Source organism: Paenarthrobacter sp. 10L412, from assembly GCF_056395565.1.
In genome coordinates this window covers 262,108-278,360 of the sequence record NZ_JBFTJT010000005.1, presented here as the reverse complement: position 1 = coordinate 278,360, position 16,253 = coordinate 262,108, and the positions used below count along the sequence as shown (strand labels likewise).

General features: G+C 62.0%; 16 protein-coding genes. 9 read left to right on the top strand and 7 right to left on the bottom strand.

Annotated features, from left to right (window positions below):
* Window positions 1-13 precede the first annotated feature (13 nt).
* Entirely contained in the window at window positions 14-1,354 is a 1,341-nt protein-coding gene (locus AC1DD7_RS07950) for an MFS transporter (protein ID WP_477514517.1), read from the bottom strand.
* Window positions 1,355-1,573: 219 nt separating this feature from the next.
* Here AC1DD7_RS07950 and AC1DD7_RS07945 point away from each other — a divergent pair, with 219 nt between their 5' ends.
* Window positions 1,574-2,215: a GntR family transcriptional regulator gene (locus AC1DD7_RS07945; RefSeq protein WP_477514516.1), complete on the top strand. Its 642-nt coding sequence runs from the start codon at window positions 1,574-1,576 to the stop codon at window positions 2,213-2,215.
* Between the two features lie 19 nt (window positions 2,216-2,234).
* Here AC1DD7_RS07945 and AC1DD7_RS07940 read toward each other — a convergent pair whose 3' ends face one another.
* Window positions 2,235-2,528: a DUF503 domain-containing protein gene (locus AC1DD7_RS07940; protein WP_224094124.1), complete on the bottom strand. Its 294-nt coding sequence runs from the start codon at window positions 2,526-2,528 to the stop codon at window positions 2,235-2,237.
* 128 nt (window positions 2,529-2,656) lie between these two features.
* On the opposite strand from AC1DD7_RS07940, the gene AC1DD7_RS07935 reads away from it, so the two are divergent.
* From AC1DD7_RS07935 to AC1DD7_RS07920, 4 genes are read left to right on the top strand one after another with little or no spacing between them, the layout of a single operon-like run.
* Window positions 2,657-3,091 (top strand): SipW-dependent-type signal peptide-containing protein, encoded by a 435-nt coding sequence (locus AC1DD7_RS07935; protein ID WP_477514515.1) that lies wholly within the window; start codon window positions 2,657-2,659, stop codon window positions 3,089-3,091.
* Between the two features lie 34 nt (window positions 3,092-3,125).
* Complete coding sequence (locus tag AC1DD7_RS07930) at window positions 3,126-4,304, top strand: GGDEF domain-containing protein (protein WP_477514514.1); 1,179 nt, start codon at window positions 3,126-3,128, stop codon at window positions 4,302-4,304.
* Window positions 4,301-4,804, top strand: coding sequence for a hypothetical protein (locus AC1DD7_RS07925; protein ID WP_477514513.1), 504 nt, complete (start codon window positions 4,301-4,303; stop codon window positions 4,802-4,804). Before AC1DD7_RS07930 ends, AC1DD7_RS07925 begins: the two co-directional genes overlap by 4 nt.
* Window positions 4,801-6,255: a putative bifunctional diguanylate cyclase/phosphodiesterase gene (locus tag AC1DD7_RS07920; RefSeq protein WP_477514512.1), complete on the top strand. Its 1,455-nt coding sequence runs from the start codon at window positions 4,801-4,803 to the stop codon at window positions 6,253-6,255. The genes AC1DD7_RS07925 and AC1DD7_RS07920 overlap by 4 nt, the downstream gene beginning before the upstream one ends.
* Before the next feature lie 81 nt (window positions 6,256-6,336).
* Here AC1DD7_RS07920 and purL read toward each other — a convergent pair whose 3' ends face one another.
* From purL to purS, 3 genes are read right to left on the bottom strand one after another with little or no spacing between them, the layout of a single operon-like run.
* Complete coding sequence (purL, locus tag AC1DD7_RS07915; RefSeq protein ID WP_477514511.1) at window positions 6,337-8,646, bottom strand: phosphoribosylformylglycinamidine synthase subunit PurL; 2,310 nt, start codon at window positions 8,644-8,646, stop codon at window positions 6,337-6,339.
* The gene (gene purQ / locus AC1DD7_RS07910) at window positions 8,643-9,416 is read right to left on the bottom strand and encodes a phosphoribosylformylglycinamidine synthase subunit PurQ (RefSeq protein WP_477514510.1); all 774 of its coding nucleotides are present in this window, start codon (window positions 9,414-9,416) and stop codon (window positions 8,643-8,645) included. The genes purL and purQ overlap by 4 nt, the downstream gene beginning before the upstream one ends.
* A 1-nt stretch (window position 9,417) precedes the next feature.
* Window positions 9,418-9,669: a phosphoribosylformylglycinamidine synthase subunit PurS gene (purS, locus tag AC1DD7_RS07905; RefSeq protein WP_011773385.1), complete on the bottom strand. Its 252-nt coding sequence runs from the start codon at window positions 9,667-9,669 to the stop codon at window positions 9,418-9,420.
* Window positions 9,670-9,925: 256 nt separating this feature from the next.
* Here purS and AC1DD7_RS07900 point away from each other — a divergent pair, with 256 nt between their 5' ends.
* A complete protein-coding gene (locus AC1DD7_RS07900; protein ID WP_477514509.1) occupies window positions 9,926-10,111 on the top strand; it encodes a hypothetical protein in 186 nt (61 codons plus the stop codon).
* A gap of 125 nt (window positions 10,112-10,236) precedes the next feature.
* Window positions 10,237-10,527 carry a DUF1540 domain-containing protein gene (locus tag AC1DD7_RS07895; RefSeq protein WP_442018646.1) on the top strand — a complete coding sequence of 97 codons (291 nt, stop codon included), beginning with the start codon at window positions 10,237-10,239 and terminating at the stop codon, window positions 10,525-10,527.
* Between the two features lie 102 nt (window positions 10,528-10,629).
* On the opposite strand, the gene AC1DD7_RS07890 is transcribed toward AC1DD7_RS07895, so the two are convergent.
* Complete coding sequence (locus AC1DD7_RS07890; protein WP_477514508.1) at window positions 10,630-11,568, bottom strand: phosphoglycerate dehydrogenase; 939 nt, start codon at window positions 11,566-11,568, stop codon at window positions 10,630-10,632.
* A gap of 91 nt (window positions 11,569-11,659) precedes the next feature.
* Here AC1DD7_RS07890 and AC1DD7_RS07885 point away from each other — a divergent pair, with 91 nt between their 5' ends.
* Complete coding sequence (locus AC1DD7_RS07885; RefSeq protein WP_477514507.1) at window positions 11,660-12,385, top strand: hypothetical protein; 726 nt, start codon at window positions 11,660-11,662, stop codon at window positions 12,383-12,385.
* A gap of 191 nt (window positions 12,386-12,576) precedes the next feature.
* Window positions 12,577-15,744, top strand: a complete 3,168-nt coding sequence (locus AC1DD7_RS07880; RefSeq protein WP_477514506.1) for a S8 family serine peptidase — start codon at window positions 12,577-12,579, stop codon at window positions 15,742-15,744.
* A gap of 62 nt (window positions 15,745-15,806) precedes the next feature.
* Here the strand turns inward: AC1DD7_RS07880 and AC1DD7_RS07875 are convergent, their stop codons facing one another.
* Window positions 15,807-16,196: a serine protease inhibitor gene (locus AC1DD7_RS07875; protein WP_477514505.1), complete on the bottom strand. Its 390-nt coding sequence runs from the start codon at window positions 16,194-16,196 to the stop codon at window positions 15,807-15,809.
* Window positions 16,197-16,253: the final 57 nt, after the last annotated feature.

Here is a 16,253-nt window from a genome sequence, read left to right as displayed (position 1 = left end):
AGGTTTCGAGGGATTATTTCTGCTCATCCAGGTCGCTGAGCCGCAGGCCCTTGGTCTCCTTGGCGAACATGACCGAGACCATGGAGATCAGGCCCATCGCTGCGAGGTAGATGCCGATCGCGTAGCCGGTGCCGAAGGCGCTGTAGAGAGCCAGGGCAATGATGGGGGACAGCGAGCCGGCGATCAGCGAGGCGAGGTTGTAGGCAACCGAGGTGCCGCTGTACCGGACATCCGTGGGGAAGAGCTCGGAGAAGAACGCACCGATCACGGAGCTGTAGGCGGCGAAGATCAACAAGCCACCGACGGCGGCGGCAATGATGCCCCACACCTGGCCAGTGTTCAGCAGTGCGAAGAACGCGAACGCCCAGATAACGGTGGCGATCGAAGCGCCGATCATGATCGGCTTCCGGCCCACTTTGTCCGCATAGAGCGCCAGGATGGGGATCGCGACGACGGCGACGCCCTGGCCGATCATGACGGCGGTGAGGCCCGTCTGCCGCTGCAAGCCCATGATCTGGGTGACGTAGGTGATGATGAACAGCGAGTAGATGTAGAAGCCTGCGTTCTCACCCATGCGGCTGCCGGTGGCGATGAGCAGTTGGCGCCAGTTGCGGCGGAACAGAATGGCCAGGGGCAATTTCCGTTCCTTGATGGCTTCGGCCTCGCGCTTCAGCTGTGCTTCCTTGAACAGGGGAGTCTCCTGAACGTAAAGACGCAGGACGAGGCCAATGATGACCAGCAGTGCGGACAGCCCGAAGGCGACGCGCCAGCCCCAGGCAATGAACTCACTTTCGGGCATGGTGGCGGCGAGGATTGCCAGTACACCTGCGGCCATGAGGTTGCCCAGCGGCGGACCCATGTTGGGCCAGGATGCCCAGAACGCCCGCCGTGCGCTGTCATTGCTGTGCTCGGAGACGAGGAGAACGGCCCCGCCCCATTCGCCGCCCAGTGCGAATCCCTGGATCAGGCGCAGCAGCAAGAGCAGCAACGGTGCTGCGATGCCGATGGCTGCATAGGAAGGGATGAACGCAATAAGCGTGGTGGCTACGCCCATGAGCATGAGGCTGGCCACCAGGGTGGCGCGACGGCCGTGCTTATCGCCCAGGTGCCCCAGGACTATGGCACCCAGCGGACGGGCAAGGAAGCCGGCGGCAAATGTTCCCAGCGCCAGCATGGTGCCCACAAGCGGGTCAGAGGTTGGGAAAAAGAGCTTGTTGAAAACCAATGCGGCGGCGGTGCCGTAGAGAAAGAAGTCGTACCATTCGACGGCCGTGCCGGCCAGGCTCGAAGCAGCGACCACGGGCAGGCTGGAGTGCTTCTGCTGCCTCAGTTCTGCTTTCTTCAAATCGGTCATTGTGGGGATCCTTTTGCGGTTGGGAGCGGCGGGGCTTCCAGTGAAGCGAAGCCGATCCCAGGAAATTGAGGGGTTCCAATTGCGTGAGCGGAGTCACTGAACAACACTGTAGACTAGTTGTATACAACCCGTCTACATTTGACGAAGAAGTTTTTTCGAGGGCGTCCCGGTCCGTCCTGAATGCAACTCGTATACTGGGCTTCGCGAGAAAGGCTCTCCATGATCCAGATGACTCCCACTGCCCAATCACAGCCCGAAGTGGCTTATCAGTGGATGAAAAGCTATATCGCTGCCTTGCCGCGGGACGAGGAGACCTTCCTCAACGAGGCGGTCCTCGCCAAGTCCACCGGTACCTCGCGCACACCGGTCCGCGAGGCACTGTTGCGCCTCGAAGCCGAGGGTTTCGTCAAACGGATTCCACACAAAGGCGCCTACGTTCCGCCAATCTCGGACCCCGATGTCCGAGCGATCCTGCAGGCCCGCTCTGTGGTGGAGAAGTGGGCCGTCTCAGCGCTGGACAGCATGCCGGATGGGCAGATCGACGCCTTCCAACGCATCATCGACCAGCAGCACGAAGCGAAGGACGACCCCGCCCGGTTCATTGAGTTGGACACCGAATTCCACACGCTCATGGTCCGTGCCGGAGGAAACCCCATCCTGGCCGATTTCTACGCTTCCCTTCGGCAGCGGCAACTCAGGATTGGTGTCCGCGCTGTCACACAGGGGACAGACCGTGCGGGGGACGTGCTCCGCGAGCATCAGCTGATTGTCGATGCCCTGCGCAGCCGGAGCCTGGACGCCGCACATCAAGCGATCGATGCCCACCTGGATTCAACGCGGCTGGCGGTCATGGGCTACTAACCCCCGGGTTTGTGTACGCCTAGTCCTCGCTATGCAGCTCGCGTTGCCTTGCGCTCAGCAGCTCAAGCTCAGGCCGGGCGGCAACGAACCGTTCAACGGCGTCGAGCACTTCCTTGAGGTGCGCGCGGTCAGGCGCCACCAATGCCGCGCCCAGCAAGGTCCGGCGATATTGGTCCTGCAACCCGGTCTCCGCTGCGGATACCTCGAAGCGACGTTTGAGTTCAGCAATGACTGGCCGCACGAGCGAGCGTTTCTCCTTCAGGCTGTGGACATCGCCCAGGAGCACATCGAATTCGATCCAACCGATCCACATGGTTCATTATGAGCACGTGTCCGGCCGCAATCCTGAGCCAATCTTGAGGAAATGTGGCACCGGGGTTGATCCGGCGCGATCAGACTGGAACCAGAGCAGGGCCGGAAGCAGCTAAGGGGGCGGGCGGCATGAGCAAGAATCAGACTTGGCGCGCACTCACGGGCGTGACAGCCGTCGCTCTTTCCATGATGGCCGGGCCTGCCGCCGCCCTTGCCGCTTTCAGTGACAACGACCATGCCGCTTCCCAATACTCGGCCATGCGTCTCCTCGCCCCGACTGGTGCCGACGTGATCATGACGTGTTCGGCGAATGGTGCCAAGGTTGCCGTGGATGTGAATTCCTTCGCGGAAGTTTCCGGCGCGAACTATCACGAGATCAACTTGTACAACCCCTCCGGCACGTTGGCTTTCACCGGCGACCTTAGCAAGAATGCCGGAAAGTCCTATAAGTCCGGAAACCAGCCCGTGGGTACCTGGACCTATGAAATCCGCGGGTACTACAAGGTCCCCGGCTCGACCAACATGTGGAGAGGCTCCGCTTTGACAGGAACCCTGACATGTTAGAAATTGGCGTGGGACCAATCGGCAGGAGCGAACAATGGTGCTCGACTCGTTTTCGGTGAGGGTTGCCCTCGGAGTGGTCACATTGACGCTCTTCGTGCTGTTCTTCTCCTCTTACCGCCGCACGCGGTCGCCATACGCGGGCTGGTGGAGCCTGGCGCTGCTGCAGTTCATGCTGGGAAACACGGCGTTCCTCCTGAACGGCACACCGGCCCAGCACTGGGCCAACCCCTTCGGCAACGTCCTGGTGGTGGCCGGAGCGTTCAGCGTCTGGGCGGGTGCCCGTACGCTGCGGGACCTTAAAGCGGCACCATGGCAGCTGGCGGTGGCTCCCGTCGTCACGGCAGGCGCGTCCGTGCTGGAAAGCCCAGGCTCCAACGTATGGTCCGGGGGCTTCGTGTATCTGGGCATGATGACTTTTGGCATCGCACTGGCTGCCCGCGACTTGTGGTTCATCAAGGCTGTGCACTCCCAAGTGCACAAAGCCCTCTCCTTGGCCGCCGGACTTTTGGCCATTTATTACCTGGGCCGTTGGGTGGTCTACGCACTGGACGGCCCCGAGAGTGCAGCATTCCGTACGTATTTTGGTCCGGCGCCCTCGGGCCTGGTGTCCTTGGTGCTGCTGGTGACGGTGTCCTTCAGCATGACCACCTTGAGCAGCGACCAACTGATCAAAGGCCTGAGAGAGCGGGCCTCGAAGGATCACCTGACAGGTCTCCTTAACCGGGGAGCCTTCCTGGACTTGGCATCCAGCGAACTCAAACGACTTCATGCCAATGCGTCCGGTGCTGCAGTTGTCCTGGCTGATCTGGACCACTTCAAGCTGGTCAATGACGCCCACGGACACCGCGCCGGGGACGTCGCTTTGAAGGCTTTCGCCGAGGCCTGCACGTCCTCGGTCAGGTCTACGGATCTCATCGGCAGGTACGGTGGGGAAGAATTTGTTCTCTTCCTGCCCGGCGCCACGCAGGAGCGGGCCCAAAGCATCGCGACCGAGATCAGCCGCCGCATGGCTTCCACCGAGGTTCCGGAGGGCGTGTCCTTCCCCACTATCAGTTACGGAGTCACGGCAAGCACCCCGGCTGCCCCAGACCTCACCTCCATGATCGAGGTGGCAGACGCAGCCCTGTACAGCGCCAAAGCACAGGGAAGAAACCGGATTGTAGGAGCCGACCGCCTCCAGGCGGCCACTATCGCTGACGAGGCACGATCATGACCATCAATGAACTCACCACCCGCATCCAGATCCAGCACAACCAGGAACTGAGTGCCTTCCGCCAAGACATCACCAGTGCTCCGTACCAGGCTGGAACACCAACAGCCTTGAACGTGGCCCGGCGGTCTGTGCGGATGCAACCCGTCCAGTGCGTAGGCGATGACAGTGCAAACCTGACCATTGTGGCCGACGTCGAGGGCCTTGCATGGTTCACCGCCGATCAGGGACTCCTGGGCAGTTGCATTACGGTCTCAATCGCTGGCCATCGGCGAAACACCGGATCGCGTGTGCCCCTTCCCTTGGCTGAATGCGATGCGTGGATCGAAGCCATCCTGGGAGGGTCCTGGATTACCCACGTGTACCGGGCCGGGACTCCGATCGAAGGAGACGGCAGGCTCGATGTCGCCTCGTACCGGCTCTTCCTCGACGAACGCCGCAATCCCGTCGCCAAACCGAAAGCCGTAGCCGACGATACCCTGCGGCGCATGGAAGCGTCGTGAACGCAACCCAGCCCAACGGAATCCAACCCAGCCGAATCCACCCCAGCCGCTCCTTTCCGGCCGACATTGACGCTCGGATCGGGAAACTGGAGCGGCATATCACCTCGTTGATGGAGGAGCTCCATCACGCACGCCACGAGCAGCGTCGCGAAGTCTTCACGGATGTACTCACGGGGCTCGGCAACCGTGTGGCTTTGGTGGATGCCTTCATTGAAGCGCAGGAGGCTGCTGCCGGCGGCGCAACGCCAGCCGCACTCCTGCTCGTCACCCTGGATGGCTTCAAGGGACTCAAGAAGTCCGCTGGCTATGCTTCCGCGGACCAGATTCTGGTCACGGTCGGGATGCGGATCCGCTCGGCGGTGAGGGAGAACGACGTCGTCACCCGCCTGGGCGGCGACGAATTCGCCGTGCTGTTGCCCGCCACGCCGCAAAACCGGGCGGCCGCCGTCGGAAACCGTATCCTTGCGGCGCTGGAACCCAACATCGACCTCGGGAACAGCAGTGTCCGCTGTGGGGTCAGCATGGGCCTTCGGATTGCCGAGCCGCATCATAGCGTCGAGGACCTTCTCCAGGAGGCCGATATGGCGATGGAGGAGTCCAAGAGCGAGGGCCGGAACAAGCTCAAGTTGTTCGATCCCTCCACGCTTCATGCCCGGCAACTCCAGCGCCAGATTGTGGGGGAGCTCCGGGAAGCCATCCGCTCGGATCAACTGGTCCTCTTCTACCAGCCGATCGTTGAGCTGGCCACCGGCCGGATCGAGGGCAGCGAGGCCTTGGTCCGCTGGAACCACCCTGTGCGTGGTCTCATCATGCCGGACCATTTCATCCCCGTTGCAGAGGCTACTGGCTTGATCGCGGAGTTGGGCCGCTGGGTGCTCCACGCGGCCGTGGAGCAACTGCGTCAGTGGCGGGACAACCCCGTCACGGCACAACACAATTTCACGATGCGAATCAATGTCTCTGCTGCAGATCTGCAAAGCCTGGAGTTCGTGGACGACGTGCGGGACGCGTTGGGCAAGACGGGTCTGCCTCCGGAAGCACTGGTTTTGGAGCTCACGGAGAGCGCCATCATCCAGAACAACGAGCTGGACCGTTACACCTTGGCGAGCCTGCACCGCTTGGGCGTTGGACTGGAGATCGATGACTTCGGCACAGGCTACTCGTCCATGGGCTATCTGCGAAAACTTCCGGTGGACCGCGTGAAAGTGGACCGGCAGTTCGTCCAGGAACTGAGCAAGGACAGTACGCAGCTGGGTTTCCTTGCCGCGATCCAACAGCTAATCCGCTCCTGCGGACTGGAGGGAATCTGGGAGGGGATCGAAACAGCGGAACAGGCCGAAGCGCTGCGAAGCATCGGGTGCACGAGTGGGCAGGGCTATTACTTCGGCCGTCCTCTGCCCGGACCGGAATTCACGGACCAACTCTCCCGGCAACAGACCTGGCCCGCTTAACGCCCAACGCGGGGTCACTTGCGGCCCATCCCGAGGGATTTATGGGCCGGAAGTGACCCCGCGTTGTCTTAGCGGGGAGGCTTAGCCGAAGTACTTCGGCAAAGTGGCCTCGTGTGCTTCGCGGAGAGCGTCCAAGGACAGCTCGTCCACGCCGTTGATCTCCAGCTTCGCGCTGGCAGCATCAACAACGCCGATCCGGAGGTGGGCGAAGCCGCGGGCAGTGCACATGTCCTTGAAGCGGACTTCCTCGGAGCGCGGCACCGAGACGATTGCGCGGGCCTGGGACTCGGAGAACAGTGCGGTGAACAGGTCAACGCCGTCGCGCTCCAGGAGTTCCTCAAGGGCGATGCGGGCGCCAACGCCGTAGCGCAGGGACGACTCAACCAATGCGGCTGCAAGTCCGCCTTCGGAGAGGTCGTGTGCTGCGTCAACCATGCCGTCACGGGAAGCGTTGATCAGGATCTCGCCCAAAGCACGCTCGGCAGCGAGGTCAACCTTCGGCGGCAGGCCACCGAGGTGTCCACGCAGGTTGGACCATTCCGAACCGTCCAGTTCTGCGGCAGTGGTGCCCAGCAGGTAGATGGCCTGGCCATCCTCGCGCCAACCCGACGGCGTGCGGCGGGCGACGTCGTCGAGCTTGCCCAGGACTGCCACCACAGGGGACGGGTGGATCGGCGTGGTGCCGGTCTGGTTGTAGAGCGAGACGTTGCCGCCGGTGACGGGAATGCCAAGCTCCATGCAGGCATCCGAGAGGCCACGGATGGCTTCGGCCAGCTGCCACATGACGTCCGGGTCCTCGGGGGAACCGAAGTTCAGGCAGTCGCTGACGGCCATCGGAACAGCACCAGAGGTGGCCACATTGCGGTAGGCCTCGGCCAACGCGAGCTGGGCGCCCTGGTACGGCTCAAGGTAGGTGTAGCGGCCGTTGGCGTCCGTGGCCAGGGCAACGCCCAACCCGGTTTCCTCGTCAACGCGGACCACACCGGCATCATCCGGGAAGGCCATGGCAGTGTTGCCGCCAACGTAGCGGTCGTACTGGTTGGTGATCCAGTCCTTGCTGCACATGTTCGGCGAAGCGACCAGTTCAGTAACGGCTGCAGCCAGTTCCGAGGGAGCGGAAGGACGGTCTGCATCCTCGACGGAACCGGTGAAGGAGTTCGCCTGGACCGAGTCCTGCCATTCCGGGCGTGCAAACGGGCGGTCATAGACCGGGCCATCGTGCGCAACGGTGCGGGGATCGACGTCGACGATTACTTCGCCTTCCCAGGTGATGATGAGGCGACCGGTATCGGTGACCTCACCCAACCAGGAGTACTCCACGGCCCACTTGTCCATCACAGCTTCGAAAGCTTCGATGTTCTCCGGGGTGACCACGGCCATCATGCGTTCCTGAGACTCGGACATGAGGATCTCGCCCGGGGTCAGCGTGGGGTCGCGCAACAGGACGGAAGTCAGTTCGACCTCCATGCCGCCATCGCCGTTGGAGGCGAGCTCGGACGTGGCACAGGAAATACCAGCAGCGCCGAGGTCCTGGATGCCTTCAACCAGCGAGCCCTTGAAGAGCTCGAGGCAGCACTCAATGAGGACCTTCTCAGCGAAGGGGTCGCCTACCTGGACGGCGGGGCGCTTGGAGGGCTTGGTGTCGTCGAAGGACTCCGAGGCCAGCACCGAAGCGCCGCCGATGCCGTCGCCACCCGTACGTGCACCGAACAGGACAACCTTGTTGCCCTTGCCGGAGGCGTTGGCCAGGCGGATGTCCTCGTGGCGCATGACGCCTACAGCGAGTGCGTTAACCAGTGGGTTGCCCTGGTAGACGGAGTCGAAGACCATTTCGCCGCCGATGTTCGGCAGGCCGAGGCAGTTGCCGTAGCCGCCGATTCCGGCCACGGCACCGTGCATGACGCGGGCAGTGTCCGGGTGGTCGATCGCACCGAAGCGCAACGGGTCCATCACGGCAACCGGGCGCGCGCCCATGGAGATGATGTCGCGGACGATGCCGCCGATGCCGGTAGCGGCGCCCTGGTAAGGCTCAACGAACGACGGCGAGTTGTGCGACTCGATCTTGAACGTCACGGCCCAGCCGTCGCCAAGGTTGGTGACGCCGGCGTTCTCGCCGATGCCCACCAGCATGTCCTTCTTCATTTCCTCGGTGACCTTCTCGCCAAACTGGCGGAGGTGGTTCTTGGAGGACTTGTAGGAGCAGTGCTCGCTCCACATGACGGAGTACATGGCCAGTTCGGCGCCGGTGGGGCGGCGGCCCAGGACCTTGACGATCTCGTCGAATTCGTTCTGCTTCAGGCCGAGCTCGGCCCACGGGAGTTCCGTGTCCGGGGTCTTGGCAGCGTGTTCAACAGTATCGATGTTGAACTTCTTGGTGGTTTCCGTGGTCACTTGTCGCCTCCCACAATCTTGTTCAAAACGGAGGTGAAGAAGCCCAGGCCGTCGGTGTCGGAGCCGCCGATTCCATCAAGGGACTCAGGTCCGAAACCGACCTCAACCGCGTGCTCGGGGTGGGGCATGAGGCCGACTACGTTGCCTGCAGCATTCGAGATGCCTGCGATGTCGCGGCGCGAGCCGTTCGGGTTGAAGCCTACGTAGCGGAACACCACGCGGCCCTCAGCCTCAAGGGCGTCCAGGGTCTTCTCGTCAGCGATGTACTGGCCGTCCTGGTTCTTCAGCGGCACAGTGATTTCCTGACCGTTCTGGTAGTCCAGGGTCCAGGCAGTGTTGGCGTTCTCCACGCGCAGGACCTGGTCCCGGCAGATGAACTTCAGGTGGTCGTTCTTGATCATGGAACCTGGCAGCAGGTGCGATTCCGTCAGGATCTGGAAACCGTTGCAAATACCCAAAACCGGGAGCTTTGCGTCCGAGTTGGCGGCATCGATGAGCTTGGTCATCAGGGGCGCAAAACGCGAAATAGCGCCGGCACGCAGGTAGTCACCGTAGGAGAAACCACCGGGGATGATGACTGCGTCAACATCGCCCAGTTCGGTGTCTGCATGCCAGAGCGGAACCGCCGTGGCGCCTGCAAGCCGCACTGCACGTGCGGCGTCGCGGTCGTCAAGGGTGCCGGGGAAGGTCACGACGCCGATCTTGGCGCCGGCCAAGCGGGGCTCAGCGGCGACGGCCACGGCCTCGCCAATCAGGGGGATCGATGTCATATCAGGCCTCGACGACCTCGACGTTGACAACATCCTCGATCACCGGGTTGGACAGGAGGGTCTCAGCGGCCTCACGGGCCTGGGCCAGGATAGCGTCGGTCACCTCGCCGTCGACTGTCAGTTCGAAACGCTTGCCCTGACGGACTGCGCTGAAGCTGTTGAAGCCGAGGCGGGGCAGTGCACCCACGATGGCTTTCCCCTGGGGGTCCAGAATCTCGGGCTTGGGCATGACGTCAACGACGATCCGGGGCATCCGGTAACTCCTGTGCGTGAGTTGGGTGAACCTTAAATAAGGCTGCCGCGGAGGTTGCCGTCTCACGCCGTTCAACTGGGTTTCTACAGCGTGGGGGCGCTCCGCGAGCTTGCACACCTATCTTACCGGGACCGGCGCGCATACCCTATTCAGCCGGATTCCGCGAGGACCCCCCGCCGATCCCCACCAAATTCGGGGCAATGAAAGCCCGACGGCGGCACTCGCCGGGCGTGGCGCCCGTCACTAGGATTGGGGCATGGCGGAGAAACCGAGGTCGATGGTGCTGGGCGTCGTAGCCGCAGCTGTTTTTGCGGGTCTGGGACGGATGGTCATCCAGAAAATCAAGGCTGACAGGGCGGCGAGGGAACACCACGTGACAGCCCCGTTGGATAAGGAAACGCGCGCGAAGATCAGCGATGCGCTCCGGACCCCAGGCAAATAGCGGCGTATTAGCGTACGTACAAATGCGCTATTCGATCGGGTTAAATCCGGCAATGTCGGCGTAGTTTAGGGACTACACGCGGGGTCGAGGTCCTGCGTTATATCCGGATCCAACCAGGAGGAACAATGACCGAACACATTGCCGAGGTATCCGCCTGTAGCGTTGGCAGCTGCGGCTTCAACCATGATGGATGCACTGCTTTTGGAATCACCATTGGTGGAACCCAGGACCACGCTTCCTGCGCCACGTTCATCGACACGAACGCAATGGGCGGCCTTCCCAAGGTCCTTGCCCACGTAGGTGCTTGCCAGCGGTCCGAATGCGTTCACAACAACAACCTCATGTGCGAGGCCCACGACGTCAAGGTTGGCCCTGGCCGCGAGGCTGCAGACTGCCTGACCTACGAGCACGCCTGACTTTTATCGTTCACGAAAGTGGGCCCGTCCACCCGGACGGGCCCACTTTTTCGCGCTTTCTTGGCTCGCGCCGCTTGGCTTCGCTCTAGCTGGAAACCCGCGCTAGCCGGAAACCTGGTTGGTCAATGCCCGGCCTTCCCGGAGGGCTGACAGGTTGGTAAGGACCAGCTTGGCTGAGCCCTTGGGACGGTTGCCCGCCACGTGCGGGGTGATGATGACATTCGGCGCCGACCAGAGTTTGGAGCCTGCGGGCAGCGGCTCGTCCTTGGTGACATCCAACGCTGCGGCGCGCAGGCGACCCTCGTGCAGGGCGGCAACCAGGGCGTCTTCATCAACGGTTGCCCCGCGGCCAACGTTGACGAAAATTGCGGTCGCCGGAAGTGCACGCAAGAGTTCAGCGCTCAAAGCGTCGGTGGTCTCGGGGGTGGCGGGCAGTATCGAGATCAGCACATCCGTGGTTCGCAGTATTTCGGGAAGTTCCTCCGCCGCAGCGACGGGGAAGCCATAGCGCTCCCCTCGTGAGCTGGCCACGCCCGTGACGTTTGCCCCCAGCGCGGCGAGCATGGGAGCGAGTCGACCCGCGATGGAACCGAACCCCCAAATGGTGACGTTCGCGCCGTCGAGCGTGTAAAGCTGTTCCGTTTCCGTGCTGGCTTGCGCTGCGTTGTAGGCCTGGTCCCACGAGGCGGACTTTTGGGCTTCGAACAGAAGGTCCAGCCTCCGCACGGCGGCGAGCGTGAGAGCCAAGGCATGCTCGGCCACTGGACCGTCGTGAAGTGAGCGACCCGAGGCGATGGACACGTTGGTTGCAAATCCCGCTGCCAGGACGGAATCCGGTCCGGCTGCCAGGGTCTGCACGAGTTTGAGTTGGCTCATCCTTCGGGCAGCATCGGCCAGATTCTCGGAGGTGTTCTGCCAGACCACCAGGACCTCCGCGTCAACGTGCTCGTCCGGAACGGGCTCATCGGCCTGGTAAACGAACACGTCCTCGCCTGAATCGGAGAGGTCCAGCGTGATGGTGTGGGGGACGAGGATTTTCACTGCAACTCCATCGTTGGAAAGGTATGTCGGTATGTACCTATACCCTCGGATAAAAGACAGTCATGTTCTATCTGTTACACGGGGGCAAAAAATGAACAAGGCAAGTGCGCTTTTCGTTGTTGCGGCCACGCTGTTGGTTACCAGCTTGTCCTCATGTGCCCCGGAACCAACCAAACCTCTTGCTTCAGAATCGAGTCAGCAAGTGGAGCAGTCGGCACCTCCGAATTCGAACGATGCCTATGCCAACATCCCGATAGACGAAATACAGCAGGCTGGTACCGAGGTTGAGTTTCTTTGGGAAGCAAAGGATCCATTCTATGGATTCAATAAGTACCCTGTCGTTGCCCGTGTGTACATCGACTCAATCGATGGTGGACGATCGTTCAGTCCGATTTCCAATCAATATGTCTTCCCGCAGACCTTCGGACAGATGTCGGTCCGGGAGGTCTACAAGGGGGACATTAAGGCTGGTGCCCAGCTGAATTATTCGCGTGTTGGCGGGATCGTCAGCTACGACGACTACTGGAACACCCTTAATCCGGCCCAGCAGCAGAAGATTCTGAATCTGAATGGGGGTCAGAAGCCCACCGACGCTAAGTACATCCAGGCAAAGATCACCGACGACGTCGACGTCGAGGTTGGCAAGGACTACATTGTCTTCCTCCAACCGCAAGCAGCCAAAGACGGAAACCTCCACGAATACTCCATCGCTGGGTACCAGTACGGGCTGAGGGAGGCGAAGGGCGATGGCGCCGAAACGACCGTTCTCAACAATGAAACCCAAGCGTGGGAGGGTCTGCGGTCCGTCGTCATGTGACGTGAATTTGGCGCGGAGACAAGACAAATTTCCTGAAGTGTGCTGTATGTCATATTTTGCTATCAGTCTGTAATCTGTGACTCGACTGGTTGCGCATTTTTGACAAGAACTGTCACGAACGCAGCCATTCACATGTTGACAGGCCTTGGCGATGGAGCCCGGGCCTCACTCAGTGAAAGGTGCTATCACTCGTGAAATCACAAGGAAAGAGCTTCGTCAGAAGCGGGGGGCTTCGAAAGGCAGCGGCTCTCGCCGTGGGCTTGCCGTTGCTGCTCTCTTCCGTGGCGTTGCCGGCCCAGGCAGCTCCCTCACCGGAGACTGTGGCTGGGAATCTGGCAGGCGTGGTCAAGAAGAACCTTGACCCCAGCGCCTACAAGGACGGCCGCTACATGGTTGTCCTGGCAGAAAAGCCCGCGGCCACGTACGACGGCGGTACGCCGGGCCTTGCGCCCACCAAGCCGGAAGAGGGCAAGAAGCTCGAATCCGGCAGCGTGGAGGTGAAGGAATACCAGGAACACCTGCAACAGGCGCAGCAGGAAGTCGCGCAGCAGGAAAACGTCACCATTGAACGTGACTTCACCACCGCCGTTAACGGCTTCAGCGCCAACCTGACGGCAGAGCAGGCCATCAACCTGGCCAAGGACCCCAAGGTCCTGATGATCGCACCGGACACACAGTACGCACCTGACTACTCCACCACTGATTTCCTGAAACTTAGCGGCCCCAACGGCACCTGGGCAACGCAATACGGAGGCCAGGAGAACGCCGGGAAGGGCACCGTTGTTGGTGTCATCGACACCGGATACACACCCTCCAATCCCTTTTTCGCAGGCGAGCCCGTTGGCCCGCTGGTCGGAGACCCGCAGGTAGGCGTCCCTTACCGGACCGCTGACGGCAAGATCGCCATGCTGAAGGCGGACGGCGACACCTTCGTTGGTGAGTGCCAGCCCGGGACGGACACAGGCGCCAGCTATGACGGCAGCGCCTGCAACTCCAAGGTCCTCAGCACCCACTACTTCGCGGATGGCTTCCTGGGAAGTGTCCCCCCGGAAAACCGTGCCCCCGAGGAAGTCATCTCGCCCGTTGACGTGGACAGCCACGGCACCCACACCGCAAGCACTGCCGCGGGCAACGGCAACGTCGACGCCGTAGTGGACGGACGCAGCTTCGGCATCACTAGCGGCATCGCTCCTGCCGCCAAACTCTCCATCTACAAGGTCTGCTGGGAAGACACAGATCCCACGACGGGCGGCTGCTACGGTTCCGCTTCGGTGGATGCCATTGAACAGGCCATCCTGGACGGCGTGGATGTGCTGAACTACTCCATCTCCGGTTCCACCACATCCACTACCGATCCCGTATCGCTGGCTTTCCTTTCAGCCGCATCGGCCGGGATCTTCGTGGCAACCTCCGCCGGAAACTCCGGACCAACCGCCAGCACCGTGAACCACGGAGCACCCTGGCTGACCACAGTCGCTGCCACCTCTTTCTCGCAGGAACTGCAGGGCACCATCGAATTCTCCGATGGCAGCAAATTCCGCGGAGCGAGCATCATGAATAACGAGGTGAGCGGGGCCGGCGTCGTGCTTTCCACCAACGCTGCAAGCGGTGAAGGCAATGCAGCGCTGTGTGCTCCCGGCTCGCTGGATCCTGCCAAGGTATCCGGCAAGGTTGTTGTCTGTGACCGTGGCGTGGTTGACCGCACCGCGAAGAGCGCGGAGGTTCTTCGAGGCGGTGGGGTCGGAATGATCCTGGTAAACCTAATCGAGTCATCGCTGGACACGGACAAGCATGCTGTTCCCACTGTCCACGTGAACCCTCCTGCCACGCAGGCCATCAAGGACAAGGTGACGGCCAACCCGACCGTCACTGTGTCCCTGCTGAACCACGACACCACAGGCCTGCCCGCCGAGCCGCAGCCGCAGATCGCCGGATTCTCATCCCGCGGCCCCTTGCTGGCAACGGATTCGGACCTCCTGAAGCCTGACGTATCAGCACCAGGCGTCGCTATCCTTGCTGGAGTTTCACCCATCGGAACCGGTGGAGACAACTTTGGCTTCCTGTCCGGAACGTCCATGGCTTCCCCGCACGTGGCCGGTTTCGGCGCCCTGATCCTGTCCAAAAACCCACAGTGGTCACCGGCAACCGTGAAATCGGCCATGATGACCACGGCCGGTCCGGTGAAACTGGCCAACGGGGCCGTCAACAAGGATGTCTTCGCCACCGGCGCAGGACAGGTGGATCCCGCAAAGGTCCTCAGCCCCGGTTTGGTTTACGACGCCACCACCGAGGACTACCTCAAATTCGTCCAGGGCACGGGCATGGACCTCGGCATTGAGGGACTGGGCGCCACGCAGCCGCGGGACATGAACGTCCCCTCGTTTGCGCTGGGCAACCTGGCCGGCAAGATCGAGGTCACGCGGACCGTTACCGCGCTGACGCCGGGCCTGTACCGCGCCTCCGTCAACGTTCCCGGCGTCAACGTCAAGGTCACCCCGTCCGTGCTGAACTTTGGTGCTGCGGGTGAAAAGAAGACGTTCAAGGTGCAGTTCGAGAACAACAATGCAGCCTTGGGTAAGTTCGCCATGGGTTCACTTAGCTGGCAGGGCGCAAACAAGACCGTCACCTCGCCCATTGCTGTCCGTCCGCAGTCTGTCATCGCGGATAAGGCCATGGCGTTCACGGGAACTGGCCCCAACGGCTCGGCAGCCATCAACATCGTCTCCGGCACCAACGCACCGGTGGGAGTCACGGTTGATGGCCTGTCCAAGGCGGATTCCTCAGCAGTTGAACTGGTTCCGGGCCCCTTTGCCGGTGAGACCAACGCCTCGAACTTCGTCAAGAAGGTGACGGTGGGGGAGAACAGTGCCTTGGCCAAGTTCTCGGTCATATCCTCCGACGAAGCCGCGGACTTCGACATGCTCGTGCTGACCCCGACAGGTCAGCAGCTCCCGTCCGCGACGGCCTCGGCCAGCGAATCCGTCACCGTGCCCGATCCCGAGCCGGGCGACTACTACGTTTTCGCCAACCTTTACGCGAGCCCCAACAACCAGCCCACCAAGGCAACAGTTGATGCCGCGGTCCTGGGGGCCAACGAGGGCAACGCCACGGTGACGCCCAACCCGATCCGCCTCGCCAACGGCAAGGCCGGCACCATCTCGCTGAACTGGACCAACCTGACGCCAGGCTCCTACATTGGACGCCTGACGTTCGAGGGCACCAGCGAACCCAGCTTCGTCACGGTAGTGGTGAGTCCTGGCGGTGCCGCGGTTGTTCCGGATGACGAAAACCCAACGAAGGAAAAGAAGAGCAACAAGATCCGAGGAGACGAGCCAACGCAAAGCAATAACGCGAGCTAGCTCGTTCGTGGAATGTGTGGACAGCTGACGTTCTCTTAAGGGCGTCAGCTGTCCACAGAAACTCAGATGGCGCCGGTGGATCCTTCCGCGCCGCCCAGGAGTGGTGCCATGGCGCGCCAGCGTGCGATCTCGCAACCATCGGTCCGGCTGAGCTTGCTGTGGACCTTCCGCCCACGGAACCAACCTGTCACCAGGGCGACCTGCGGGCCCCCGTACTGTTGCGTGCAGATCCGGTCCGGACGCGGAACCGGGAAGAACACTTCCTCACCAAACTGCTCGACGGCGGCAAGGGCCGCGGTCGCGTCCGGAAGGTTCGAGTCGATCGAGTCCGGCTCCGGAGACAGAATGCCTTTCGCGGACCGCAGGTAGAACTCAGTGGGCGCGGCGCCAGGTGCCTCTGTCAGCGCAACGGTGAGATCGACGTCGTACTCGCTGTTGTCGGGAGAAACCATGGTTACCTTTCGCTGGTGGCGGCGGGTGCTTGCGGCAGGAGTCCCGGGGGACCATCC